This is a genomic window from Jutongia sp. SJQ-6, from assembly GCF_054161275.1.
This window is the reverse complement of the sequence record NZ_CP195314.1, coordinates 163,203-189,347: the sequence shown is the minus strand read 5'-3', so window position 1 is coordinate 189,347 and position 26,145 is coordinate 163,203. Positions and strand designations below refer to the sequence as shown.

24 protein-coding genes and 1 pseudogene are annotated in these 26,145 nt (G+C 36.9%); 2 read left to right on the top strand and 23 right to left on the bottom strand.

The window, feature by feature from the left end; translation table 11 throughout:
- Positions 1-65: 65 nt before the first annotated feature.
- From glf to ACSAJE_RS00860, 3 genes are all read right to left on the bottom strand, one after another.
- Positions 66-1,187 (bottom strand): UDP-galactopyranose mutase, encoded by a 1,122-nt coding sequence (gene glf, locus ACSAJE_RS00870; protein WP_458009459.1) that lies wholly within the window; start codon positions 1,185-1,187, stop codon positions 66-68.
- A 94-nt stretch (positions 1,188-1,281) separates the two neighbouring features.
- A complete protein-coding gene (locus tag ACSAJE_RS00865; RefSeq protein ID WP_022024986.1) occupies positions 1,282-1,473 on the bottom strand; it encodes a hypothetical protein in 192 nt (63 codons plus the stop codon).
- Between the two features lie 242 nt (positions 1,474-1,715).
- Positions 1,716-2,732 (bottom strand): VanZ family protein, encoded by a 1,017-nt coding sequence (locus ACSAJE_RS00860; protein ID WP_458009458.1) that lies wholly within the window; start codon positions 2,730-2,732, stop codon positions 1,716-1,718.
- A gap of 469 nt (positions 2,733-3,201) precedes the next feature.
- Here ACSAJE_RS00860 and ACSAJE_RS00855 point away from each other — a divergent pair, with 469 nt between their 5' ends.
- Positions 3,202-3,486 carry a helix-turn-helix domain-containing protein gene (locus tag ACSAJE_RS00855; RefSeq protein ID WP_118691211.1) on the top strand — a complete coding sequence of 95 codons (285 nt, stop codon included), beginning with the start codon at positions 3,202-3,204 and terminating at the stop codon, positions 3,484-3,486.
- 527 nt (positions 3,487-4,013) lie between these two features.
- A complete protein-coding gene (locus ACSAJE_RS00850; protein ID WP_118691210.1) occupies positions 4,014-5,363 on the top strand; it encodes an MATE family efflux transporter in 1,350 nt (449 codons plus the stop codon).
- On the opposite strand, the gene ACSAJE_RS00845 is transcribed toward ACSAJE_RS00850, so the two are convergent.
- The 20 genes and pseudogenes from ACSAJE_RS00845 to ACSAJE_RS00750 form a co-directional block, all read right to left on the bottom strand.
- The gene (locus ACSAJE_RS00845) at positions 5,353-5,811 is read right to left on the bottom strand and encodes a hypothetical protein (protein WP_458009457.1); all 459 of its coding nucleotides are present in this window, start codon (positions 5,809-5,811) and stop codon (positions 5,353-5,355) included. The genes ACSAJE_RS00850 and ACSAJE_RS00845 overlap by 11 nt on opposite strands.
- 154 nt (positions 5,812-5,965) lie before the next feature.
- A pseudogene (locus tag ACSAJE_RS00840) lies at positions 5,966-6,145 on the bottom strand (GDP-mannose 4,6-dehydratase); the annotation flags it as partial.
- The gene (locus ACSAJE_RS00835; RefSeq protein ID WP_458009456.1) at positions 6,136-6,903 is read right to left on the bottom strand and encodes an Rpn family recombination-promoting nuclease/putative transposase; all 768 of its coding nucleotides are present in this window, start codon (positions 6,901-6,903) and stop codon (positions 6,136-6,138) included. The gene ACSAJE_RS00835 and the pseudogene ACSAJE_RS00840, both read right to left, overlap by 10 nt.
- A 546-nt stretch (positions 6,904-7,449) precedes the next feature.
- The gene (locus ACSAJE_RS00830) at positions 7,450-8,508 is read right to left on the bottom strand and encodes a glycosyltransferase family 2 protein (RefSeq protein ID WP_458009455.1); all 1,059 of its coding nucleotides are present in this window, start codon (positions 8,506-8,508) and stop codon (positions 7,450-7,452) included.
- Between the two features lie 72 nt (positions 8,509-8,580).
- On the bottom strand, positions 8,581-10,125 hold the full coding sequence (locus tag ACSAJE_RS00825) for a lipopolysaccharide biosynthesis protein (protein WP_458009454.1): 1,545 nt from the start codon (positions 10,123-10,125) through the stop codon (positions 8,581-8,583).
- A gap of 37 nt (positions 10,126-10,162) precedes the next feature.
- Complete coding sequence (locus ACSAJE_RS00820; RefSeq protein ID WP_458009453.1) at positions 10,163-11,128, bottom strand: glycosyltransferase family 2 protein; 966 nt, start codon at positions 11,126-11,128, stop codon at positions 10,163-10,165.
- Between the two features lie 8 nt (positions 11,129-11,136).
- Entirely contained in the window at positions 11,137-12,213 is a 1,077-nt protein-coding gene (locus tag ACSAJE_RS00815) for a polysaccharide pyruvyl transferase family protein (protein WP_458009452.1), read from the bottom strand.
- A gap of 25 nt (positions 12,214-12,238) precedes the next feature.
- Positions 12,239-13,414 (bottom strand): glycosyltransferase family 4 protein, encoded by a 1,176-nt coding sequence (locus ACSAJE_RS00810; protein ID WP_458009451.1) that lies wholly within the window; start codon positions 13,412-13,414, stop codon positions 12,239-12,241.
- Positions 13,415-13,511: 97 nt separating this feature from the next.
- Positions 13,512-14,660 carry a hypothetical protein gene (locus ACSAJE_RS00805; RefSeq protein WP_458009450.1) on the bottom strand — a complete coding sequence of 383 codons (1,149 nt, stop codon included), beginning with the start codon at positions 14,658-14,660 and terminating at the stop codon, positions 13,512-13,514.
- On the bottom strand, positions 14,653-15,660 hold the full coding sequence (locus tag ACSAJE_RS00800) for a glycosyltransferase family 2 protein (RefSeq protein WP_458009449.1): 1,008 nt from the start codon (positions 15,658-15,660) through the stop codon (positions 14,653-14,655). Before ACSAJE_RS00800 ends, ACSAJE_RS00805 begins: the two co-directional genes overlap by 8 nt.
- A gap of 5 nt (positions 15,661-15,665) precedes the next feature.
- Complete coding sequence (locus tag ACSAJE_RS00795) at positions 15,666-16,562, bottom strand: glycosyltransferase (protein WP_458009448.1); 897 nt, start codon at positions 16,560-16,562, stop codon at positions 15,666-15,668.
- Between the two features lie 116 nt (positions 16,563-16,678).
- Positions 16,679-17,182: a glycosyltransferase gene (locus tag ACSAJE_RS00790; RefSeq protein WP_458009447.1), complete on the bottom strand. Its 504-nt coding sequence runs from the start codon at positions 17,180-17,182 to the stop codon at positions 16,679-16,681.
- 12 nt (positions 17,183-17,194) lie between these two features.
- Complete coding sequence (gene pssD / locus ACSAJE_RS00785) at positions 17,195-17,659, bottom strand: PssD/Cps14F family polysaccharide biosynthesis glycosyltransferase (RefSeq protein WP_458009446.1); 465 nt, start codon at positions 17,657-17,659, stop codon at positions 17,195-17,197.
- Between the two features lie 293 nt (positions 17,660-17,952).
- Positions 17,953-18,729, bottom strand: a complete 777-nt coding sequence (loaP, locus tag ACSAJE_RS00780; protein ID WP_458009445.1) for an antiterminator LoaP — start codon at positions 18,727-18,729, stop codon at positions 17,953-17,955.
- Between the two features lie 1,124 nt (positions 18,730-19,853).
- The gene (locus ACSAJE_RS00775) at positions 19,854-21,305 is read right to left on the bottom strand and encodes a sugar transferase (protein ID WP_458009444.1); all 1,452 of its coding nucleotides are present in this window, start codon (positions 21,303-21,305) and stop codon (positions 19,854-19,856) included.
- Between the two features lie 363 nt (positions 21,306-21,668).
- A complete protein-coding gene (locus tag ACSAJE_RS00770) occupies positions 21,669-22,193 on the bottom strand; it encodes a leucine-rich repeat domain-containing protein (protein ID WP_182448324.1) in 525 nt (174 codons plus the stop codon).
- A 157-nt stretch (positions 22,194-22,350) separates the two neighbouring features.
- Entirely contained in the window at positions 22,351-23,106 is a 756-nt protein-coding gene (locus ACSAJE_RS00765; protein WP_118507189.1) for a CpsD/CapB family tyrosine-protein kinase, read from the bottom strand.
- Between the two features lie 81 nt (positions 23,107-23,187).
- Positions 23,188-24,021 (bottom strand): YveK family protein, encoded by an 834-nt coding sequence (locus tag ACSAJE_RS00760; RefSeq protein ID WP_118691185.1) that lies wholly within the window; start codon positions 24,019-24,021, stop codon positions 23,188-23,190.
- Between the two features lie 106 nt (positions 24,022-24,127).
- On the bottom strand, positions 24,128-25,198 hold the full coding sequence (locus ACSAJE_RS00755) for an LCP family protein (protein WP_458009443.1): 1,071 nt from the start codon (positions 25,196-25,198) through the stop codon (positions 24,128-24,130).
- Entirely contained in the window at positions 25,198-25,959 is a 762-nt protein-coding gene (locus ACSAJE_RS00750; RefSeq protein ID WP_118691183.1) for a CpsB/CapC family capsule biosynthesis tyrosine phosphatase, read from the bottom strand. The genes ACSAJE_RS00755 and ACSAJE_RS00750 overlap by 1 nt, the downstream gene beginning before the upstream one ends.
- Positions 25,960-26,145 lie beyond the last annotated feature (186 nt).

Below are 26,145 nucleotides of genomic sequence, written 5' to 3'. Positions count from 1 at the left end.
TCATTCACCCACCGGGGCTATGCTTTCTTATACAAGTGCACTTCACTCAATAAAGCTATGCTTTCTTATGCAAGCTCACGTTCACTCAATGCGAGCGCTGAGGCGATAACCGCATCCATATCATAATACTTATACTCGCCCAGTCTTCCGCCAAAGATCACATTGGTCTCCCCGGCTGCTAACTCCTTATACTTCTCATACAATGCACCATTTTTCTCATCATTTACCGGATAATATGGTTCATCTCCCGGCTTCCACTCAGAACTATACTCTCTGGAGATCACCGTTTTCGGCAGATCATTTCCCTCTGCATCTTTACCAAACTCAAACCATTTGTGCTCAATAATTCTTGTCCAAGGTGTCTCGGCATCCGTATAATTTACTGCAGCATTGCCTTGGAAATTCGGTATATCTAATGTCTCTGTCTCAAAACGTACAGAACGATATTGCAATGTACCAAGCGTGTAATTAAAGTAAGCGTCGATTGCTCCTGTGTATACGACACGTTCTGCAGTTGCAGCAAGCTTTTCCTTGTCTGCCAAATAATCCACGCCAAGCTGCACTGCTATCCCGTCTAACAAATTAGCAACCATCTGCGTATATCCACCAACTGGAATGCCCTGATATAACGCATTAAAATAATTATTATCAAACGTTAATCTCACCGGCAAACGCTTGATAATAAATGCCGGCAATTCCGTACATGGACGTCCCCATTGCTTCTGCGTATATCCTTTGATCAATTTTTTATAAATATCTTTACCGACCAGACTGATCGCCTGTTCCTCTAAATTGTGTGGTTCTGTAATGCCTGCTTCCTGCCGCTGCTCTTCAATCTTAGCTGCTGCCTCCTCCGGCGTCACAACACCCCAGATCTTATTGAACGTGTACATGTTAAAAGGCAGGCTATATAATTCCCCCTTGTAATTGGCAACAGGGCTGTTCGTAAAACGGTTAAACTCTGCAAACCGTGTAATATAATCCCACACTGTTTTATTATTCGTGTGAAAAATATGGGCTCCATAACGATGTACATGGATTCCCTCCACCTGTTCTGTATAAACATTTCCCGCAATGTGATCCCTTTTATCGATCACAAGCACTTTCTTGCCCGCATCCGCCGCCTGTCTGGCAAATACTGCTCCAAAAAGTCCTGCTCCTACTACTAAATAATCATACTGTTTCATATTTATAATCCGCCTTTCTGCTTTCGCAAATTGCACCTCTGCTCTATGCTCTTCTGTCTTCGCAAATCACACATCTGCTCTATGCTCTTCTGCCCTAACGAATATAGGGTCTCATCTCAAAGCCTTCCTGCTTAGCAAGTGCCACAAGCTGCTGCTCATTAGCATACTGTATTGCTTCCAGCTTACGCCGTCCCTCCGGCGTTCTCCAATTCGGTGCTGTCCGAAAATGCTGCAGCAAATCTTTGCGCAACCGTTTCGAATCGACCGTACCAATCATAAAATCCATTGTTAATCATCTCCTAACACTCAAAGATGTTCCGTACAAAAGCAAAGCCAGCGCTTTGCTTTGCAAGAATTGCTAAAGCAATTCTTGGTGGTGTAACACAACATTACGAGCAATTTCCTATTCCGTACAAAAGCAAAGCCAGCGCTTTGCTTTGCAAGAATTGCTAAAGCAATTCTTGGTGGTGTAACACAACATTATGAGCAATTTCCTATTAAACATTACGGGCAATTTTCTATTAAGGATCAAGGTGTCAAAAGGCGGCGTACTGCCAGCCAAGCACCAAGGCCAAGTGTTCCTCCAACCGTATCAATGACCACATCCCGCACCTGACCACTCCGTCCCGGCACGAATAACTGATGATATTCATCCGTTGCTGCATAAGCTGCTACCAAACATATCACCGCCAACAGCTGTTTTCGCGTGATCCGATCCTTCGTGATCGTACCTAACAATAACAACGCCAAAATCGCATACTCCGTCATATGTGCCGCTTTACGTACCGGAAACTCAATCCTTCTTGCCATCGTCTCTTGCTGCTCTACCGTTTTATCCTCAAAATGCGGTACAACCATCCGACAGATCGACATTCCAAACCGCAGGCTCATCTGCCCGGATTCATCTGCCGGCTGTGCCGAAAAATGAAAGATCGTCGTCATCCACACAATCACCAGCAATAAACAGCATAGCCTTCTCGCCATCGTCCTTCGACATATATTTACAATACCATGATACAGCAGATATCCCACAAAAGTTCCTGCTGTATTCATTATAACATCATCCAACTGACAAAATCCATACCCCGTAATAAGCTGTGTCACTTCAATCGCGATGCTGCACACCATGCCAATAAGAACAACAATACCCTTTTTTCCAGTTGGAAACCAAAAAGAAAGTAACAGGCCAAACGGAATAAAGAGCAAAACATTTTCAAGCACCCACGCATGATCCTGCATCGTCGTTCCCCATGTTCCCAGAATGCGCATATCTATGCCATCTCTGGAGCCAAGTTCTCTTGAAAAAAACACCGTCATCAATACCACGACAACATAAATCACTAACAATGTGCTTATAGTCAGCTTAAAAACACTATTTTCGCCAAATGGCACCTTACCGGGCGTATCACCGCTACTCGCTGCCCGTTTTCTCATAAAGCGGAAGACAATTCCTGCCACCAATGCATATGCTGCTCCGACTAATATCGCTGTCGGCAAATACGACAAGACTTCCGCAATGTCTGCCATCATACAATCTATTAACATATTCTAACCATACCCTTTGTCATTTCCTCGACAACTCAAACCTTCCATACCAAAAATCCCTTTTAGAATAAGTAATCTATAACCATACAACTATAAAGAACCGGAACGTTTGAATCCATTTATCGTCCACATAAAATCTCATAGCCATCTAAAATATAAGATGTCGTGTGTTCTAACATTATGTGAAACGCTATCTAACAATCATAAATATTACCATTCCACCTAATAAATGGCAAGTTGCCCATGAATATTTTCCTTAAGACAAACATTTCATACGTAATACATTTAATTTGTTATTTGCAAAATAACTCATATTACTTTTCAAATTATGTTAAATTTATTATTTTCGGTTAAACTAATGATATAGGACATACGATGTAATGGAGCACTTTTAACATTGTGCGGATATGCATTACCACACAACTTGTCTCCGAGTGCCAGAATTATCATATAGAAAAGGGGATACATTATGAAGAAAGATACAAATCACTGGGAACGCTATCGCGAAATCGGTTTTCGCATTGCTTATTGTCGTAAATATCAGAAAATGACACAGGAAGAATTGGCTGAGAAGTTAAATGTCAGCAGACAACATATTGGTGCTATCGAAGCACCAAATGTAAATCGTAAAATATCATTGGATCTCATCTTTGATATTGCTGATATATTAAATGTAGAGCCAAAATATTTTCTAGAATTTCAGAATTTTCCGTTTCAAAAAGCACCCGAAACGGATAGCAATAACAACAAATAAGCGTTACCGACAAAAAGGAACAGCAAAACTTAAAAGCTGCCGCCCTTGGAATCAAAATTCCAAGGGCGGCAGTTTTTGCGTAATTAATTCAAACTTCACACATCCGAAGCTGCCATCCAGTCACATATTGCTTATTATGTCGATGGGCTAATTATATTTTGCAGCCGCTATATAGTGAGTCCTGCCATCAATAAACTATAGCAATTGCTTTAGTTTTTTTGATGGCAGGATAATTTACCTTGTTGGCTGTAAAATAGCTATTATTTTACTGACATAATAAGCAATATGTGACAATATGAGAATTTTTGATGTGCAAAGTTTGAGCAATTAAGAAATATGTGATGTGGAGTAGTGTATCGACTTGCATTTTGGCGAAAAGTGGCGTAAAATATAAAAGTTGCATTTTACATGGTACAACATGAGGTACGTCGAAATCATTTTGATCATGATGAAAGACATTCAAATACGATCAGAAAATCATTTTGATAACGATGAATTATACACAAACACAGGAGGTAAATATTGCTATGAATTCAAACCGAGATTTATTTGAAAAAGCATCCGTCCCAAAGGCGGTGGCACTTATGGCTATTCCAACGATCGTCACAATGCTGGTAGTTGTTATTTATAATATGGCTGATACCTTTTTTATCGGTCAGACCGGTGATGCCATGCAGGTGGCTGCAGTCTCTCTTGCAACACCTGTATTTATGGTGTTTATGGCACTCGGCAATCTCTTCGGGATCGGCGGAAGTTCCGCAATCTCACGTGCACTTGGTGAAAAAAATGAGCAGCGTGCGAGACACATTTCTGCCTTTTGCTGCTATGGTTCTCTGGGCGTCGGGATACTGATGACACTAATATTCATCCTCTTTATGGATGGTATTCTCAAAATGATCGGTGCCAGTCCGGCCACCATTGACTATGCAAGACAATATCTTACTTTCGTTGCGATCGGTGCCCCTTTTGTCATGTTTGGCACTGCTTACGGTAATATTGTCCGCGGTGAAGGAGCAGCCAAAGAATCCATGATCGGAAATCTGATCGGTACCATCACCAATATTATTTTGGATCCCATTATGATCTTATGGCTTGGCTGGGGTGTATCCGGAGCAGCTGTCGCTACTGTACTTGGCAATGTAGCAGCTTGTATTTTCTATCTTCACTATCTGTTGCACAAAAAAGGCACTGCCCTTTCCATAAAGCCAAGCGACTTTCAATGGAAAAACCGTATTGCATCCAGCGTCTTTTCCATTGGGATCCCGGCATCTCTCAATAATATTTTGATGAGCTGCGCTAACATCCTATTAAATAACGTATTGATCAGCTATGGAGACACACCTGTAGCCGCCATGGGCATCGCCATGAAAGCAAACATGATCGTTATCTTGCTGCAGATCGGACTCTGCGCTGGTATTCAGCCTCTCATCGGTTATAACTACGGTGCCAGAAATGTAAAACGCCTGAAAAAAATATTCTTTTTCACTGGGCTGTGCGCCGTCATTATGGGTACTGTACTCACGCTCCTAATGGTGATCGCCCGCGAGCCGATCATTCATGCATTTATCAACGATCAGGAAGTTGTCACTTCCGGCATCAAAATGATGATCGCACTACAGCTTTCCGGTCCTGTTATCGGTATTTTGTTCTTATGTATCAATACCTTGCAGGGAATGGGAAAAGCACTGCAGTCTCTTTTGCTTACGGTATGCCGTCAGGGACTTGCCTTCATCCCAATGCTCTTTATCCTGAATAAATTATTCCAGTTAAACGGTGTGATCTATGCACAATCCGTCGCAGACTTTATTTCCATCGTCATCGCCGGAATTATCTGTGGCGTAACGCTATGGCATGTGGAACGTAAATTTACGGAGTAGCATTTTTCCTGCGAAACCGTCTTATCCGCTCTGCTCCAACACTAATTTCATCCGGTGAACAATCCTCCGGCATATAAATCCCTTTTTCATAAGGGAGATAAGAATTTACAGAAGCTCTAGACAGACCTGTTTCCATGCAGGTCTGTTTTAATGCTTCTTTGTACGATAGCTTGGCACGATGCTTCGCAAACACGGCATTTACATGATCTGCGATGTCACTCTCATATACCCCTGCCGTGATCAATAGCTTGCGCACTTTAATAGGATTCATCTCCATTAAGCGTCCGATCTCAGCTAAAGATCGATGCTTTGCATCTCCTGCCCTCTTATCGCCGGAAATCGTATAATATCTAACAGCCTGCTCCACCGTGTCCTGTAAAATGGCAGCCGCATTATAATTTGGTTTCTTGAGCGGCCGACCCGACTTATGGATGTGTTGCTCTTTCATAGTCCCACGCACCTTTTCCATTAATATAAGCTAAAATAAGATTATCTTAACTACGTTATCGTCTAATGTCAATGCAGCATTGACATAATTCATTTCATCTTTCGCTCCAATTCACACGCAATGTCCTGCTCTACCATGACTGCTTTCTCCCGGTTCTCAGGGAATCCATGTTGCCCAGTTCCAAATGATCCTGTAATCCCTCAGCGATACGTCCTGCTGCTAACGTAATCTTGCGGGTTACAAAATTTTCACCACGACGCTCCGATTCATGATTAAACAAAATGCCATTCACTGCAAACATGTTATATGCTTCACAATACTCTTTTACAATCCAGCATAACTATTTGTATCCTGTGTGCGCCGATACAAATCGCTATGCTCTAATTTCATAAATACAAGCGTTATTTTACGCACAAAAAAAACGTAAAACAAGACAATATATTGGCATGTTTTACGCTTTTTAGCACAATATTGGTTTTTATACATTACAGTTTCAATGCATCTATCACACACTGCTTCCTCCAGCTCCTCTGTGAATTTGTCCGACGCACCTTTTCCGTCAATATAATCTAAAATCCGTTGCATTTCGGGACACACATCGTCCATTGTTCCCTTTGTACTTAAGATTATCTTAACTGCGTCGTCGTCTAATGTCAATGCTGTATTTTCCTGACATGTATTACAAAATATGTAAACATGCCAGCCTTCTCCGAATGGATCAAATGTGCAGATGAAGATTACGTAACTTTTCTTTAATGTCGTATAATCTTGGCCTTTATCCAATATATTAAGGTCTATCATCCCCTGGTAATAGCGCATCCTCTTCGGCAGGTTTGCGCCATCGGATGTCTGCATTTCCAGATTGAATACCGTGTTCTGATCATCCTCAACATATACATCCTGCCGAATCCCTTTCGCCTGTAGGGACAGATCAATGGTTTTCTGTGTTTGTGGATATACGATCTTTCGTATCTTCACACCTAAGATCGTCTCCAAAAGCGGTTTCACAAATTTAGGATCGCTCATGATCCGACTAAACATAAAATCGTCCCGCAGTTCCAGTTCCTCATATTTCTTCATCTTCATTGCCATATAGTAATCTCCTCTTCTCTAGAATACGCTATGTTTATTGTTTCATATGTGGTATGTGTAACAGTTTTGACCGGGAATTACTATTGACATTTTCCACATATTCATGTGCTTATTTTATACATATCATATAATATATGTTTGATGAAGCTTGCTATAGATATCCTGCCAGTCGAATATTTGTATCCTATAGATGTATGTCTGTAAACTGATTTGATTTTCGTTACTATCTATATATACAAAATTAAATGTAGTGATAGCATTAGATATAAAAATTGTAAATTCCACGACCATTCTCATGACAGATGTAACCACCAAAAGCCGATATGTAATGGCCTCTTGTCAAGTACAACTTGACAGAAATCACCACAAAATTTAATTTAGTCGTGTGAAGGCCCCACCAGAAAGAGCCCCGGATTATCGTTCCCGGCATTGACCAATCTGATATACATGAATTGGTTACCAACAGGTCAATGATCCGCAGTGAACCCTAAAGACACATTCCTCCTTTACCTACTTTAAAATTATAGATATTTCTAATTCTTTGAATTATTCAGATATATTAATTTTCTTTTTTAAAAATTTATATAGTTTTACTAACCAAATACACTTAAAAAAATATATGATCTTCTCTTTTTTACTTAAATCTGAGGACAAAATGTTATCATGAAACAAATTATTATTGATTATTTTATATACTAAATCATATTCACTTATAGCCACACTTCTTCCTAATAAAAAATATAACCCTCGAAAGCAAAATGAATTATAATTATCTATTCCAATTTTGGATCTTAATTCATTTTCCATAAAATTAAGCACTTTTAAAAATGAATTGTAATTATCATTGTACGATACAGTTGATTTACTTACCGAATTAGAATGTTGAACATAATGATAGTAAGCTCTATTATCAACAAACACACTTTTTGCCATTGAAAAAATATTAACCATAGTGAGCCAGTCCTCATAATCCTTTAACTTACCTTTATAAGTCGAATTCAACATTCTTATATATAACTCTCTTCTTACAACTTTTGTTGCTTTTGAATATGGGACTCTCGCTCCAAGTAATTTACATTTTATAAGATTTAATTTCTCATCCTCATATAATCCATCATCCAATCCAATTTCACACACTGTTTTTTCACCATTTTCTTTTTCTATGAAATAAGACGTAAACAATATATCAGCATGAATAGTATTAATAAAATCCATGATGATATCTACATAATCATCATCTATATAATCGTCTGAATCCAAAATAACAATATAATCACCCCTTGATTGTCTTAAACCATATTGCCATGCTTTATAGGCCCCCTCATTCCTTTTTGAAAAGACTTTAACTCTGCCATCTTTGTACTCTTTTATAACAGAAACACTATTGTCAGTAGAACCATCGTCAACACAAATGACTTCTAAATCATAATCTGTAGATAATATAGGTGCTAATAATGCACAAATATATTTTTCCGCATTATATACAGGAATAATTATACTTAATTTCATTTTTATAATCCACCTTTCTGCATCGTAAAAGTCATCAATAGAAACATCAAAATATTTATTTCTATCGTTTCTATATTCCAGCACCATGTAGTTCATCTTTTTCTCCCAATAAATTTGAAACTTAAGACATAAATGGTTTATTTGTTGTAACCTTTATTTCTTTGTTGTCTAAAATTTCTTTTTAGCAATCTTATCCTCTTTTTTTATAAGTCTTTTAATTAACTCAATTGTTGTATCAAAATATTTTTCATTACGATATAAAATTATTATAAGTATTATTGCTAATATTGAGCACACAACAAACTTGACAATAATATCAATAATTCCTTGCAACACAATTAACGAAGTAATTAAATAAGCTATTGTCACAATGATAGCAGAAAACAATAAATACTTTAACTGCGTTAAGATATATCTTTTAGCAGAGGATTTAAAATAACACTTAAAAATAATAATACATTGCCAAAATGTTCCAGAAATAATGCAAGTCACAAGACTAGCAATTAAAACACCTGTTATACCAATCAATTTACCAAGCAAAAAATTTAATAGTAAATTAAAACATGTGTTAAATATATAAGAGTATTTTAATTCGTTCCACAATCCCGAACCAGTTATATATAGAAAATGCGCCTGTTGGACAATATCAATGGAAAACCAAATCACTATTAATATAACATCTTTTAATGGTAATAATAACGCTTCTCCCATCCACATTTTCATAAATGGTTGATACAAACATATCATACAAGCTGCACACCAAGTAGCTATAATTGAAAACATAAACTGCCATTGATATACATCATACAAGTTTTTACTAAGAGTTTCTTTTGCCACACTATTTCCAACACTTGCTTGCATTGCAGAACGAATCATTACAACAAGTTGATTTACAGCCTTATATATAGTCATATAATTGCTATATATAGCAACCGCTGTTAATCCAATAAAGGAAGAAATCACTATATTATCTAAAGTCGAATAAGTTACAATACTAATATTACATATTAATAAACCTTTAACCTTATTTAAAATTTCTTTCTTATCATTATTACTAATAGTTCCCTTACATACAAATTGTGGAAACTTCCTTTTACTTATATATGCTGCAAATACATTCGTTAACGCAGTTCCCAAAATCATTGCACCCACAAACATATAATAATTATGAAAGCATATCAAAGATATTAATTGGAAAATATACTGAACAACAGTAACAACACACCCTGCTAATTTAGTTAAATCAAGGCGCTGAACCGCAGTAAGCAAAGCTGTTTTATGTGCCGCTAAAAAATAACTTATAGCTGTATTTATTAAATACAATATATATACAACATAAACATTTATGTCCTTAGGAACACCCCCATGTACCCAATACGGTAAAAATATGCCTGTAAAAATTCCTAAAGATAAAATAGATATACCAACATATCGATATACTTGTCTTAAGTATGCCAAAAGTGCACAAACTCTATCATTATCATTATCAGCAATAGGTTTATACATAAAAAACACCACAGAAGTCGTAAAACCTAATTCTGCAACATTTAATACAGTTAAAACCGAATTGAACAAACTGGAAATTCCTAAATATTCACTTCCCAATGAATATATAATAGCAGATTTTGAAACAAAAGAGAAAACAACCTGCAATAACATTAATACATATGAAGCAATAATATTTCTTTTTGTATTTTGCGTCCTAGATTCCATTTTTCCCCTTCCTTTTTATGAACCGCAACTTTTTTCTTTAATATCTGACTTTTCTTTTTTCTCTCTTTGCCATTAAATTCGGACAGATTGCAATGCAGATATACATCAACTTACTTTTTATTGGAATCTTCACTTTTATGGCTTGAAAAAAATTTTTTCTCAGTGACTTTGCACATTTCTTATACTCTTCTATGTACTCATATTCTTGATTTGAGCGAGAGAGTCCGCCCATAATCGTCCAATTAAACGCATATCTATGAAATGCCCATGCATTTATTATTTTTTTATTACTTTTTTTCCAATGAGATCTTTGTATGTATAAAGAATCAATCCCACAATAAATACTTTTCAAATTAAAATTTCTCATTGCACTTCTAGGATTGGATATTTGATGATACACACATTTTTCTCCAATCGCGACATCGTCAGCAAACTGTAAACAATCAATATTGAACAGCATCCCTTCACCAAACCAAATTTTTTCTTCAAATTTAATTTTATTTCTTTTTAAAAATTGCATATCATATATTTTATTCCATACTGCAACAAATATTTTATCCAAATACAACCATTCCATTGCTTTTTCAGAACTTATTTTATATGTATTATCACTCGATTTATTACTTATAGCAGTATAATTGTTTACATTCATGCCAATTTCGCATTCATGATTTTGAAGCAGTTCAACAAAATATGAAACATAGTTAGAATCAACCCAATCATCCCCATCAACAAAAACAACATAGTCTCCTGATGCCAACTCCAATCCCCTATTTCTTGCAGCAGAAACGCCCTTATTTTTTTGATGTATTACTGTAATTCGATCGTCTCCTTTTTCATATTCATCCAATATTTTTCCAGAAGAATCTTTGGAACCATCATCTATCAATATAATCTCAATATTTTTATAGCTCTGCTCAATTACTGATGAAATACATTTTGAAATATAAGTTTCAACATTATACACAGGAATAATCACACTAACTTTAATTTCTCGTTCCATATTTTTTCTCAACTGTTAATTGCCAATTTCAAATAAGCAATTGTTTGTTGCTTCCTTTCTTGTATTATTGTGTTCGTTTGTTCAAAATCGACTTCTATATTATATAGTCTTTCAATATCCTCAATACAATATGCAATTCGATCCTGTTGTTCAAGTGTTCTCAATAAATCATTTATTTTATTCTTATTTGAATCTCTGATTATTGTACAAAACTTTGAATTCATTTTAATTGAAAATATAGTACCATGAAAAGTATCGGTTATTATATAATCTGCATTTTTGAAATATCCAAATACTTCTAATGGATTGCACACAATATTATAATCTGCAATATCAGAATAATAACCAATACTTACTATTTTCTTTTTATGTCTCTTCGCAAATAATTTAATACTTTTTTTTTCTGCCACACTCAATCTTCCGGTATACGCATATACAATAATATAATCTTTTATATCAATTGTTGGATTTTTTACGTCTCTGCAGAAATCATACACCAACACAGGATCTAAATGTTTATATACTTCAAATCCCATTTCACTTAAAACATTTTTTGAATTATTATCTCTAACGGAAATAAATGCGAACTTATAAAACATCGTTTTTATCTCATCAAATATCATATATTTTTTCAAATCTTCTACTGTTGTATGCCCAAACGAACCAGCATATGAAATAGTTTTAATATCCTCGTAAGATTCGCCAAATAAGTTTTTCGAATATCCAACGGGATACCCCTGCATACAATTAAAAACTTCGTCACTTCCAATTACTAATAAATCAATGTCATGATTATAATTTCTCTCAAAAACCCCCAAATCTTGTAAATATAATTCATAAGATTTTTGATTGTTTCTTATAAAGGACTTCTTTTTTAAATAACTGGTAATTGTTCTATTTTCATGAATTTTATCAAAAAAACTCTTTTTACCTACAAAATCCACTAATACTTCACCAAATTTATAATCAATAAATTCAACTTTTGCATCTGTGATATTTTCAATTATTTTTTTTAGTGCATATGCCTGTAAATAGGAACCATAATTTATTATACGATGCATCGTCATTATGCCAATTTTTTTCATTATAATAATCTCCTTTGTAATAAAATCATTTTACCCACTGACCATAAACTTCATTTATCATATATTTCCAATTTAACTCTTTATTGACATAAGCATATCCATTTTCTCCATATTTTTTTCGTAATTCTGGTTCATGAATCAATTTTTCAATCGAATCAGCCATATCTTTAATAATTTTATCTTCACTTTGATTTACATCAATAAAAAGGCCGCATTGTTTTTCATTTAATATTCTTGCAAATGCCATATCTAACGCAACAATTGGTAATTTATGCGCCATAGCTTCAACTAATACACTTCCACCACTTTCTCTTAATGACGGAAGTATAAAAACATCTGAATTTATATAGGCATCTTCTATTTCGTCATATGGCACACTTCCTCTCATGTTCACAATATTTTCAAGTTTTTTTTCGTATATACTTTTTTCAATTATGTTTTTTTGCTCACCATCTCCGAAAATGTCAACAGAAAAATTGATATCTTTATCCATTTGCTCAATAACATCCAATAAAAGTAAAACACCTTTTTTATTGATCAATCGTCCAACAAATAATAATCTTATTGTATCATTTTGCTTCATTTTTTTCTCTTTAATGTTCAAATTGGAAAATCTATCGTTTAAGGGCACATCTGGTAGGATAACTGATTTTGGAATGTTCCTTTTCGTTTCATAGTTGCAAACATAAACTTTGTCAAATCTATTTAAACGATTTATATAAAAAGGGTTATGATTAATATAAAAATTAATCATCTCTCTTATCCATCCCTGTTTTGTATCATATTCCTTTAATGATTTGGGAGTTACTTGACCACCGCCAACTGGACCAAATATTTTAAACGATTTTTTGTGTTTATACCATACACCCATTTGCCTATAATCTGACAAAGAATATATGTGTATAACATCTATTTTTACATTTTTCTTCCTTATCTCTTTGTATGCTTTGCATTGCCATATTCTGTAAAATAGTGAATTATAGTTCAAGAAGCCATACTTTTTTATTCCTTTGATCTCTAGAAGAACTACATGTTTTAAATTATAATTAACAACATCTTCCTTTCTTAATGTCAATGAGGCTACATATAAAATATCTCCGTCATTTAATCTTTCATCTAAATGTCTAACCCACCCCCATGATACTGCATATTCTCCACCTTTATACGGAGAACAAGCATACGCTTGTAATAGATAATTCATAAAATATCCTCCAAACAATTTTCTAGTGGCAGCGTTTCGCACCAGGATCAACTCATTCTAATTCAGTTAATCATATTCAACATTCTTATTATTTATTTTATACTTCTTTTTTTTCAAGCAACATAAATAAAGCTAGCAGAAAAATAAATCTCGCATCAAAAGGTACTTCAACAATTGCTATAAGTATAAATGTAAAAATGCCTGCATTTAGCGCCTTATAATAACCTTTACTTTTTAATGAACTAACATAACATAGAAGTAAAAAACCAATTGTACCACAGTATCCATATGTTAATATTACTTCTGCTAACCCATTTTGGGCATTATACCAGCCATGATATCCTAATTGAGCAGCAACATAACTACCAAATCCTCCACCCCATGCACCACTCTTTAACAGCAAAGGAGATAGCAATTTATATAACTCAATTCTTCCAGTTAAACTTAAGTCTTCATGTAAAATATTTACAATTAAGTTTTGGATAAATGGCTGCTTTAAAATAAAGGAAATAAAAAAAACTGTTATCATACTGGTAACTATAATTACAACTAGCAAAATTGGATTATTTATCGATTTTAGGAATTCTTTTGGCATTACAACTAATATGTAAAAAACAGAAATAGCCACTATCCCCGTAGATACATGAATGATTTGACATATTATTATACTAAACAATGCTAGTACAAAAAAAATACCACTTTTCCAATTCCGGCTCAGAATTTTATTTCCATTCCAACTTGAATAAAACAATATCAAAAAAATAAGCATCAAATAGGCTGTATTAAACTTTCCTCCTAAAACTAAATACACCTGATCTAAATTTTCTGTCATTCGCATGGTTATACATAACACCAAAATCCAAGCTGAACTAAGTATAAAATAAACTTTTGAAAAAGCATACAAATTATGCAGCAATTCTTTGTCGCCTCTAACACGAATATATTTATGTATAAAAATATATAAATCTATAATCAAAAGTGCATAAATAAAACCTCTAAGTGTTTGTGTTAGCAATATCGTATTTCTATTAGTAACACACGATACAATTATTGCTAATGGGAACAAACAAACAAGCGGAAACATAGGTACTTTTCTAATTTCACCAAATGCATTTATAAAAATAATTATTGCAAAGATCGCTTGTATAAAATACACTATTTTTCCTGGTATATCAATTGGAAATAAAGCAAACCATAAAAGTAACAATTGGATATCATATTTATTAATTTTTATTTTACTACTCATTCTTCTTACCTGCCAGTATGGTTTTTATTTTCAAAATAAAATATATAAAATGAAACCTACCATTATCAAGCAACCTCAATATAGTTCGCTCTTTTATGCTTAATTTATGCCATAAATCTGAGCGTACCAAAATATCAAAGTACTTAATAAACAATTTATCATTTTTTATTTCATGTAAATCAGCAAAATCCACATCATCACTATATTGAATTTGTGTCGTTGCTCCATAAGCTGCAACCATCAAATGATATGCAAGCATCTCTTCTAAATGAGGTATGTTCAAACTCGCCATTTGTTGCGCTATCGATTCGTTTACTAATTTATAAGACCAAAAATATTTGTCATTATATTTTCTCATCATGCCACTGCAAACACGATAATCGTACAGTTCCTTGTTATGATAATATATATTGGAGGAAGAAATAATAAGTGGTATTGTCTGCAACAAATCCTCGCCATAGTTATACCCATAATACATGGAATAATCTTTATAAATATCAACAACGTCTCTTTTGACAGCTTTAATACATAAAGAATTAATAGCATACTCTGTGAGTAATTTCACATATATTTCTTGTTTATCTTTTATTATACCCTCTTCAAAAACATCCTTAAAAAATGTTTCTTTTTTTTCGTTTTGATATAAATATGCATTATATATTATTAGGTCTGGATTTTTACCTGAAATAACATTGTGTAATTCCTCCAATGCATTTTTTTCAAGGAAATCATCTGAATCGCAAAACACACAATAATCCCCAGATGACTGTTCTAATGCAGTTCGCCTAGCTGATATCAAGCCTTCATTTTTCTTATGAATAACCTTCATGTTTTTATTATCTTCACAAAACTTGTCACATATTTTTCCACTATTATCATTTGAGCCATCGTCAACTAATATTACTTCAAAATCCTTAAAAGTTTGTTCTTCAAGGCTAACTAGACATTTAGTCAAATATTTTTCAACATTGTAAACCGGCACTAATACACTGAATTCCATATTTTCTACAACCTATCCATTTTTACTTTTAGCCAATATGTAATGTTTAACCCTCTTGTACAAAAATCAACATTATTACTGTCTAATAAATTTTTTTTATATTTCGCATTTTCGCGGTACTTACATATCCACCGGCATACTTCTTTATATTCCGGAACAATTTGATCTTCATACCCACGAACTAGTTCCTTTGTTACTTCTTCAACATGATAATCATATATATATTGTCTAACTTGCTTAACGGTAGCTTTGAAACTATGTCCTAACCCCAATGTGTTCCTCGAATGTTGTCTGTAATTCATTCTAGGTTTTGGGTCAACCACCACCGTTCCACCTAAAGCAATGCATACTCTTAAAACCCATGTATCATGCATAAGCATATATTTAGGTTCAAATTTTATAATTTCATCAATTAGAGCCTTATTAAACACACCAGTACATCCTGCGAAATCTGATAAAACAAATCTTGTTTTTAGTGTTCTATTACTATTTAGCTCATGATTTTCAATAAATTTCAGGTTTTCATCAACCAATCGCTGCCCTGAATAATATAAAGCTGGACCTTGCAATCCCTTTATGCTATTCACAGCTATTTTGAGTTTATCCTTATCCCACACGTCGTCTTGATCACAAAAAGCAAAAAAATTATATGTTTTTTTAGCACCTATTTTCATTAATTCAAAAAAGCCTTTTTGAACGTTTTTATGCTTTCCTTGATACCATTTTAACCTATGGTTCTGCGAGTTGTTCTCTAATATTTTCTGTGTAGAATCAGTGGATCCGTCATCTCTCACCAAAATATCTACTTCTACATCTTCTTGCCCATATAAGCTATCTAATTGCTCCTGAAGAAACTTTTCTCCATTATATGTGGCCATTAACACTAATATTTTTTCCATCATGCTCTCCGTATCTTAATCAACTCTAACCTACAAAGATGAATGTACCTTGGCAACTATACAATAACATTGCTATCAGCTTAGTCCATTTTTATAATCTCTCATTAGTATAGAGCAGATCACTTATTTTCCTCGCCAAACATTTCATCAACAATCGCATCCAGTTTTTTACAAAAAAGTGTATTATTACTCTTTATCGCATTTCCTAACCCTGAAATTATTTCATCGTATTTCTTCAGTATTTCTCCCAACTTTTCAATCTCTTCGACAACTATTATAGTTCCCATTCTATTTTCTACTTCTCTACAAAAATTTACTTGATGATCATTCACGTGTTCATTGAATTTATATCTTCTCGGAACAACTATTGGTGTCTTCCCTATTTGAAGCGGTGCTATAAAACTCGAAGGACCACCGTGTGTAATTACTATTCTTGCGTCATCTACATACTTACACATTTCTTGAAAGGAAAACAATTTTTGCCATTTGCAATTTTTGGGTTCATATGTACTATATCCTGTCTGGATAATAACTTCCTCGTCATTCTCTATCGCCCACTTATCCATGTATTCAATTAATCTGTTAAACTGTTGCTCATGTGTGCCTACTGTAACAAATATCATATTTTCTCCACCTTAAAAAATACTACCAAAATTTATAGCCTTGGGATAAACTTTTTTCATTTCTTCCCATTCAACAATAAATTTATCCGCTACTGGATAACACAACTTCCCAGCAATTGTAGGAGCATCTATTCTATCAAACACTTCTATATAAATATTTTTTGTTGCAAAAAGCTTCCCAAGCCAAAAAAAAGGAACTGCACCTGCTGCTCCAGAGCTAATAATTAAATCTGGTCTCTCTTTGAGAAGTATTTTTAATGCTCTCCATGTATTAATAACAAGCGCCTTAATCGAGCGATTTGAAGGAAAATAAAGAGGATAGAACTTTTCTTCTGCTAAAAGTGATCTAGCGTCTTCCTTATCAAAAGTAACCCAAAACCTGTCCTTGTTTTTCCAAAAAGGTTTTAACATATACAAATGTGTAAGGTGACCTCCTGATGAACCAACAAAACACACCTTTATTTTTTTTTCTGCCATAATTATTTTGCATGATAATTAGGAATTTAATTATCATATTTTCCTTTCTTTTAATATCATAGTTCAATACAATTCAAGTGCTATAACCTTATAATCTTTTTCTATAGCTCGACCACTCAACAAGAACGTATTTCCACTATCCCTATCTAAATTGTCTATCAGTTGAAGGTTGCAGGAGTGTTTTTTACTAAGAGAAATTCTCCGTTTTTCAACGACTATCTTCTTTCCTGTGATTGATGTTCTTCCTATAATCAGTGCTAGACTCCTCTATGCTACTAACCTATCGTACATCCTCACCCCACAACTACAACTTCCCCAACCCCCAGCACTACTTCCGTCTCTCGTTCAAACAACCGGATCTTCGCTTTTACCTCCTGCCGTTTGATATCCACGCTGACGAATGTGCCTTCCATGCCTTCAAACGTACCGCTTGTAATGCGAACGGTATCTCCTGCTTTCCAGCTTTCCATGGTCTTTTGAAATTGTTGTTGCTCTTGTTGCTTTGTAATATCACGTTGTTGTTCTTGCCTTAGTTTTTCTTCACGTAAGTTTTCTTTGGTTGTTTTGCCAATGACTTCGAGTGCGACTTTTGCCTTTGTGTATCTACCGAAGAGTTCGACTTCGATCTCTGCGACACGCTTATGACGATCGACGTAGCAGATCTTAGCATGTCCATAGCGAAGTGGACCGCTTAGTATTTCAATGCGCTCACCAACCTGGTAACCGACCGATGGTCGTACGATGTCTTCGTTATCCATCATTTCCCGCAGATATGTCTGCTCTAACTCATGGATCGGCGTAAAGTTCTCGGCACTGCGAAGTACTTTCGTCACTTCCGGAATCGCATAGCAGGCACGGATAATGTCTGTAATGCGATTCTCGTCGGTATCAATAAAGATATAGCCGGGGAAGAGCGTCTGGATCAGTTCTTTCCACTCGCCACGACGTTTCTTAAGTGTTACGCATTTCGGCAGGAAGATCCGTTCATACTTCTTGGTATTGATCACCTGCTCGCACAACTTTATGATCATTTCTTCATTACCCGTCTGCACCTGCATCACATACCACATACGAATCCTCCATTCACTCCGAAAACCTGATCTGCATGCTATAACACGCACCCAGGCTTAGCGTTACTAACTCAAACTTTGCACTTCAAAAAATATCATATCGTCACATATTGCTTATTATGTCAGCAATAAATATGATGTTTTGCAGCCGACAAGCTAACTTGTTCTGCTAGCAGCGAACTAAGATAATTGCCGCAGAACGCAGAGTTTTTGAGTGATTTCTTATTTTGTTAGGTCTCTGATGAATACATGCCAGAAGGAGTGTCTGAGATGTCCCGGTTTAGCAAGGTATCATCCATTTTTGGACGGGACGCTTTCGCTACGATGCGCTACGTCACGTTACTAAATGTCTCTGAAATACGAGACATAAGTAACGACGAGCACAAAGTCCCTTTCAAAAATGATGATTACCTTGCTTCCGGGACTTCGAGTTTCCGAAGGGCATGTAAATCAATCATCAGAGACAACAAAATCTAGAAATCACAAAAAACGAAAATGCGGCAAGGCAATTATTATAGTTCTCTGCTAGCAGAAATCGCTATGTTGTGGCTGCAAAACACTTAGTATTCTTTGACATAATAAGCAATATGTGACCTAGCAAAAACATTGAATGTGCAAAGCTTGAGTTACCAATGTTTAACTGCTTTGATTTTTTGCACGAAAAAAGCACAAATCAGATTCTGATCTGTGCTGTCGCATTTCACATATTAAAGAATTGGTACGGTTCCGGTATTATATACCGAAAAAAGGGTATGCTCCGCCACTTCCTATCAAATACTCAAAAAAAATAAGCAATCAATAGAAAATCATCAGCAAATATAACCATCCTACTCTCATAACGCGACAATGCGACGATTACTCAATCAGATTTTTGTAACTTACGTATACGCTACTTGCAGGGACGAGCCTCTACAGGCAATTGCGCTTAGATACTTTGAGAGTGTACCTCGGGAAAGGCACACTTCTCAAAACACAACGTATAATATTTATATCATGAAACGGCTGCTTTCACAAGCCGCACCATAACCACTCTTACATAGCGTCACATTCTTACAATGTAACCACATAAACGCTTTTACACAAAGCATCACACTCTCAAGATGTGATCACCTAACCACTCTCACCTACATCGCACCTTCACGATGCAGCACGACTAACACCGTCTTGAACATGATCTTAATATCAAGTCCAATGCTCCAGTCATTGATGTACTTCGTATCGAGTGCCACGACTTCTTCGAAGTCGGTGATATCACTTCGTCCACTGACCTGCCACATTCCGGTGATTCCCGGTTTGGTTGCAAGCCTTGCACGGTGATGGATTTCGTATTTTCCCCATTCGTCCATTGTTGGTGGACGTGTTCCAACGATGCTCATATCACCTTTGAGTACGTTGAAGAACTGTGGAAATTCATCGAGACTCCAGTCTCTGATATAGTTACCGACCCCTTTCTTGATCGTGCCATCAGCACGCTTCTTGCAGCCGATGATACGAGGGTCGAACTCCAGCTTAAACATCATGCCGTCTTCTACACGGTTTTGCTCCATAAGCTCCTGCTTGCGCTCCTCTGCATCGAGGTACATACTGCGGAACTTATAGATCTTGAATCGCTTACCGTTCTTACCAACTCTCTCCTGTGCAAAGAAGATCGGTCCCGGCGACTGAATATAGATTAACGGTGCCAGGATCACGAATAAGATTCCGGTAATGATACATCCAACAATTCCTCCGCAAATGTCGATCAATCGCTTGAGGAACAAATCTCTGCCGGATGCATAGTTTAAGGTTGTCGTTAGCACAGTATAACCGCCCATATGCTCTACCATCTGACGATTAAGAAAGAGTTCCTTGTTTTCAAACAAGTTTTCATGCACGACGATGCCCATATCGACGAACTGTGCCACCAACTCCCTGCGCGTTTTATAATTATGAGGACACGCCATAAATAATTCATCCACCCAACCCCTGCAGACATACTCTATGACGGTGCTTTCTGACGCTACGACCGGAATACCTTTGATCTGCTTGCCGATCATATCTTTATCTAATATTACGATACCGCGCACCGTATATAGCTGATAATATGTGTCCCCCATCGTTTTCAACGTCTCGTAAATGGCATCCGATGTCGATACGATAAGTAATGCCGGTTTTTCACCGCTGCGACGCATCTTGTTGACTGCTCCTTTCATAATAAGCCTTGTCACATAAGAAATCGGCATGTAAAATGCAGCGCACAGAAACAGCACGGTTCGCGAAAATGGCTGTGCGTTTTGCACTGCAAACAAATATAAGGTAAATGCCAAAATGACGTACACATCATGTTTGACGGTTGTATACAGTTCCTGAAGCATTCCGCGCTTTAATACATTTTTGCATGTATTGCATACAAAGAGCAATACAAAATCAATAAATCCAAGCACGATCGCTGCACTACGATATAGTTGAAAATGATACGGATTCACCGCACCATGACGGATAACATATGCAATTAAGAATGAGAGTTCCAAACAGATTATGTCTAATATAATAAAGTCGATATGTTTATACCAGCCTTTTGCTTTACGTCTGTACATTCTCTCACCTTCCTTTTATCTATAGCGATACGCTTATGTTCCCCACGCCTTACCATTCGTTGTCATCTATACTACATATAAACTATAGGTCATTTCCCACAGTATTATTTTCAATTTCTTTCTCTTGCAGTTGAATTTATCATAAACTGCTATCATTATACCCACTGATGTGGCTTTTTTGTTCTTATTAATGTTCAGATATCTATTGGCTTATACGCCCCTGTCACCAGTGCAGTTAACCATTATCATGGTCTGCAACATGAATAACCCCTTATTTTGAAAAAAAAGCAAATTGCTTACAAATCAGATTTCTCCGATTTGCAAACAACCTGCCCCGACACTCACCTTAGACGGTACGATAAATTATTTTACCTTACCCTTGAAGCCTGCCTTCTTGAGAGCCTTCTTGAACTTCTTGAGAGCCTTCTTGCTCATCTTAGGAGCCTTAACAGTGATCTTCTTTGTGTTGAGACCAGCAAAAGCACCCTTCTTGATGGTAACCTTCTTGTTAGCCAAAGTGATAGTCTTGAGCTTCTTGCAGCCCTTGAATGCATTCTTGCCGATGGTCTTAACGTTCTTTCCTACGGAAATCTTCTTAACCTTCTTGCAGTTCTTGAATGCATTTGCGCCGATAGCAGTAACCTTGTATGTTACACCCTTAACCTTGATAGTTGCTGCAACCTTAACTGTAGCCTTTTTAGACTTAACAGCTGTAACAGTTGCTGTACCCTTCTTGGAAGTCTTAACAGTAACACCCTTAACGGTAGCCTTTCCATTGACAGCCTTTGGAGCTGTTACTGGAGATGTAGCTGCACCTGCAGGAGCTGCTGCTGTAACTACTAATGCTGCTGCTAAAGCACTTACTAATACTTTCTTCATTGCCTTCATTGTCATTTTCCCTCCTTTCGTATTCGGAATCATCTATGAGTAAACCGTTCCCCCAAAATAGGAACAGTAGACCCAGCATAATCATATGAACCGATCAGTTCATTCTCTGCTGTCATATCACCAAGGTGTCAATAACACCAATGCTGACAGCCCATAATTACTTGGAGGCGTAATAATATTCATTACCCTTGCTGTTACTGCCATAATAGCCGTAACCATACCCATAACCGTATTTCTTGCCGCCATACTTCTTGTAGTAATAGCTTCCTCGGTTACCACCGACACGGTTAAGTACGATACCAAGTACCGGACAGCCTGCTCTTTCCAACTGTCGAATGGAGTTGCGCACCATTTTCTTCTGTGTAAACCCACCACGTACTACGAGAATCGCTCCATCACAGAGGGAACCTATCTTCTCGCCATCGGATACGAGGTTGAGTGGCGGTGCATCGATGAATACGTAGCGGTACATATCAGCCATAGTATTCAGCATATTTTCAAACTGTTTGCTCTCCATCAACATGGATGGATTGACAACGTTTTTGACATTCGGCAGAATATCTCCACCGGATATCTGTGTATGTAACACAGCATCCTGAATTGGGATGTCATGTGCCAATATATAAGAAGTACCCCAGACTTCACTGCCATCATTCATTGTAATGTCATATTTGTCTGTCATGACGGACTTACGAAGGTCGGCATCTAACAGGATCGACGGTGTTCCGGATTCTGCCATCTGACGCCAAAGCTGCATCGTTACAAACGATTTTCCCTCGTCTGGCATAGTACTAATTACCATAATCTTTTTAATATCGCTTCCCAGGAAACTAATATTGATACGCAGTCTGTTGACCGCTTCCTCTACTGCATAGGGCAGCGTCGGCATATTTCCTATGGTTACTTCATTCATATCGCACTCTCCTTTGTGTTTTCGTGCTATCTAACGGTTTGTTTCGTTTTTATTGACTGCATAAGTGCTGCGCTTTCTACATTATTTGTTTTGTTCTTGCTTCTGATCGTCTTTTTCCTTTTGCTTTCTGGCTTTCTTGCGCTCTTTGTGGGCTTTCTTCTTCTCCTTAGCGATCTCTTCCTCTCTCTTATCGGAGATTTCTGCAATATCACCCTCAGGGATAACGGTAAGCGGCATTACACCAAAGGCTTTCTCAACCTCTTCTGCAGATCGCATCGTATCGTCCATCAGGAATAATACAGTAAGCACTGCCATCACAAGCACTAACATTCCAATAGCACCGATTGCGGTATTCTTAACCAGATTCGGCGAACATGGTCCTTCCGGAAGCACTGCCTTTTCAGCAATGTTCGGAGCCGTTGTCTCCATCAGCTTCGGCAGATACGTTACCGCTGTCGCTGCTACGCTGTTTGCGATCGTCATTGCCTCTTTTGCTGAGGTGCTCTCTACCGTGATCGCCAAAATACGAGTCTCACCCACCGGTGCGATCGTCAGCATTCCGAGCAGCTCCTCATATTCGTAGTCAAGGTTGCAATCCTTAATAACATCCTCTAAAATCGGACGTATCTTGATCAACTCAGTATAATCCTCCGAAAGAGAGGTACCGATGTTCAAGTCATTCAAATCAACGATCTTGTTATTGGATGCTGATACTACATATAACTTTGATGTTGCCTGATACTTTGGTGTGATCAGGAAGTGCGTGATCGCTCCTGCAGCAACACCACCGACTAACAATGCAATGATCAATATTAAAATTTGTGAGCGAAAATATTGAAATAACTCCAATAAGTCAATTTCTACTTCTTCGCTGTCTTGGTCCTGGATTTGAATTTTGTCCCTTAACTTACTCATTTAAGCTCCCCTTATCAACATGCTCTGTGTATATCTCTGATCTCCCATAATATGCCATTATTACCTCAGCACTATTTCTTGAAACTCTGTATGGCAGATTAGAATGCTATTTATTTGTCTTAGGCTGTTCCATCAGCGGATATAATTTTTTGACTATTTGCTCAATTGATGCTGCATCCGCATAAAATTCTCTGTGTTCTAAGCCATCTCCTAACGCCTTGCCCAGCTTTAATTTGCCATCTATCGTAAGCATTCCCTGGGATTGGTACTCATTAATTGTATCTAAATAATGCATCAAATCATTTTGATTAATTTCGGATATTGCATATGAGTCTAATGCATTGAGTAATGTTGCTGCGAACTGATTATCTTCAGCAGTCTTCTGCTTTGCCTTGTCCGCAAATGCACTCATATACTGTCTTTGTCTTCTCATTCGTGATGTGTTTTCTTCATCTCCAACTCCATAACGGTCGTGAATATAGTGAAACGCTTGTGAATCTGATAATGTGATTGTCTTGCCCTTCACCATTGCCGCATCCACGCTTGAAAAGTCGTCTTCCAACGTTACGGTAACACCACCAACCTGTTTATTAAGGACCGGTATTGCTTTCATTGGAAGTTCATAATAACCATCAATCGGTACGCCGCCAAGCAAATGAGACACTGCAGTGATCGTGTTTTCACATCCCTGCTGTCTATTGCCTCCATACCAGTGTGCTGTACACAACTGAATATCTGCTGTTGCCTCGCCTTCACCTTTGTTGTCCAATAGATGAATTTCCGTCATGGTATCACGGTTAAGCTGCAACATTCCATAGGAATGATTCTCCTCATCAAATACGACCAATAACATAAAATCTGCCATGGCACCCTGATAATCCTCGCCGATGCCATCTTGATTGCCACTGACATCTGTTCCGATGATCAACCATGAAGTTACTTTATGTAATAACCCGTATTTATGATGGTTAAGTTTGACTTTCTGAAGGGAATCCCAATCAATTGGCTGCTCCGTTTGCTCTGCTGTGCGGTTCTTCGAGCCTTTTTGTTTCCGGTTCGTATTGCCGGAACGATATTCCATTAAGAATAAGCCCGTCAGACCGATACACAACAGTACAATAACCGTAATGCATATCGCCTTCGATCGATTACTCTTCCCTACACGCTTATCTTCCATTATGGTAAGATCCTTTCTCCCAGTGCATCAATTTCTTGCAAATACTGTGCACCAAGCTTGCAGGCTATGACGTTTCTGCCCTCCTGCAGATTAGGCAGCCTCGTTTTCATGTTATGGCAATCCGATCCAAGTATTACCTCATAGTCACCGGATTTTAAAAACCCAAGCGCCCTGTGTCTGGTTCGCCATGACAGGAAACTCTCTGTATTGATCTGCGTATACACCGGAAGATCAAATACGGCTTCCCAATATTTTTTGTCTTTTTGAAATGGATAATAACGCTCAATGTGTGCAATGATCAAGGTAAGCTTTCGCTTCTGTACAAGAAACTTTACGTCCTCAACCACTCCTTTATCCCACTGTGCAAACGGCATTTCTAATAAGAGAATATTCGTTCCTTCGATACAAAGCTCCGGAACCATCTCTGCTTTGCCCATGCCTGCGAAATAATACACCTCAGCACCCTTGTAAAATACTGGAGGCTCGATGCCCTTCTCTTCCATTCGGAACAGCAAGCGTTGATATGATTTCTCACGTCGATCCAGAAAATTTTCTACCGAATCCTTCCCCGCATAAAAATGTGGTGTAAAAACGATCCGATCAACTCCCTGCTCTTTCTCAAGAGACAAAAGTTCTAAAGATTCCTGTGAGCTACCGCTCCCATCGTCAATACGTGGCAAGATGTGTGTGTGAAAATCTATCAAGTCGTCATCTCCCTCCGGCAGTCTGCCTGCGTCACAACATGTGCTTGCTTTCGTCATTATGCAAAACCTTTTGTCATCCTGTTTCGAAATGACATATTATGTATTTTTTCGACATACAAAACACATTTTGTTCACATTTCAATCAGCCGAGTGTTATTTTAATACATGACTTTTGTGTTGTCAACTTTAAAATCTGTCATGTTGTTTTTCGGTTTTTTTCCATTTTTTAAAATTCATGTTGGT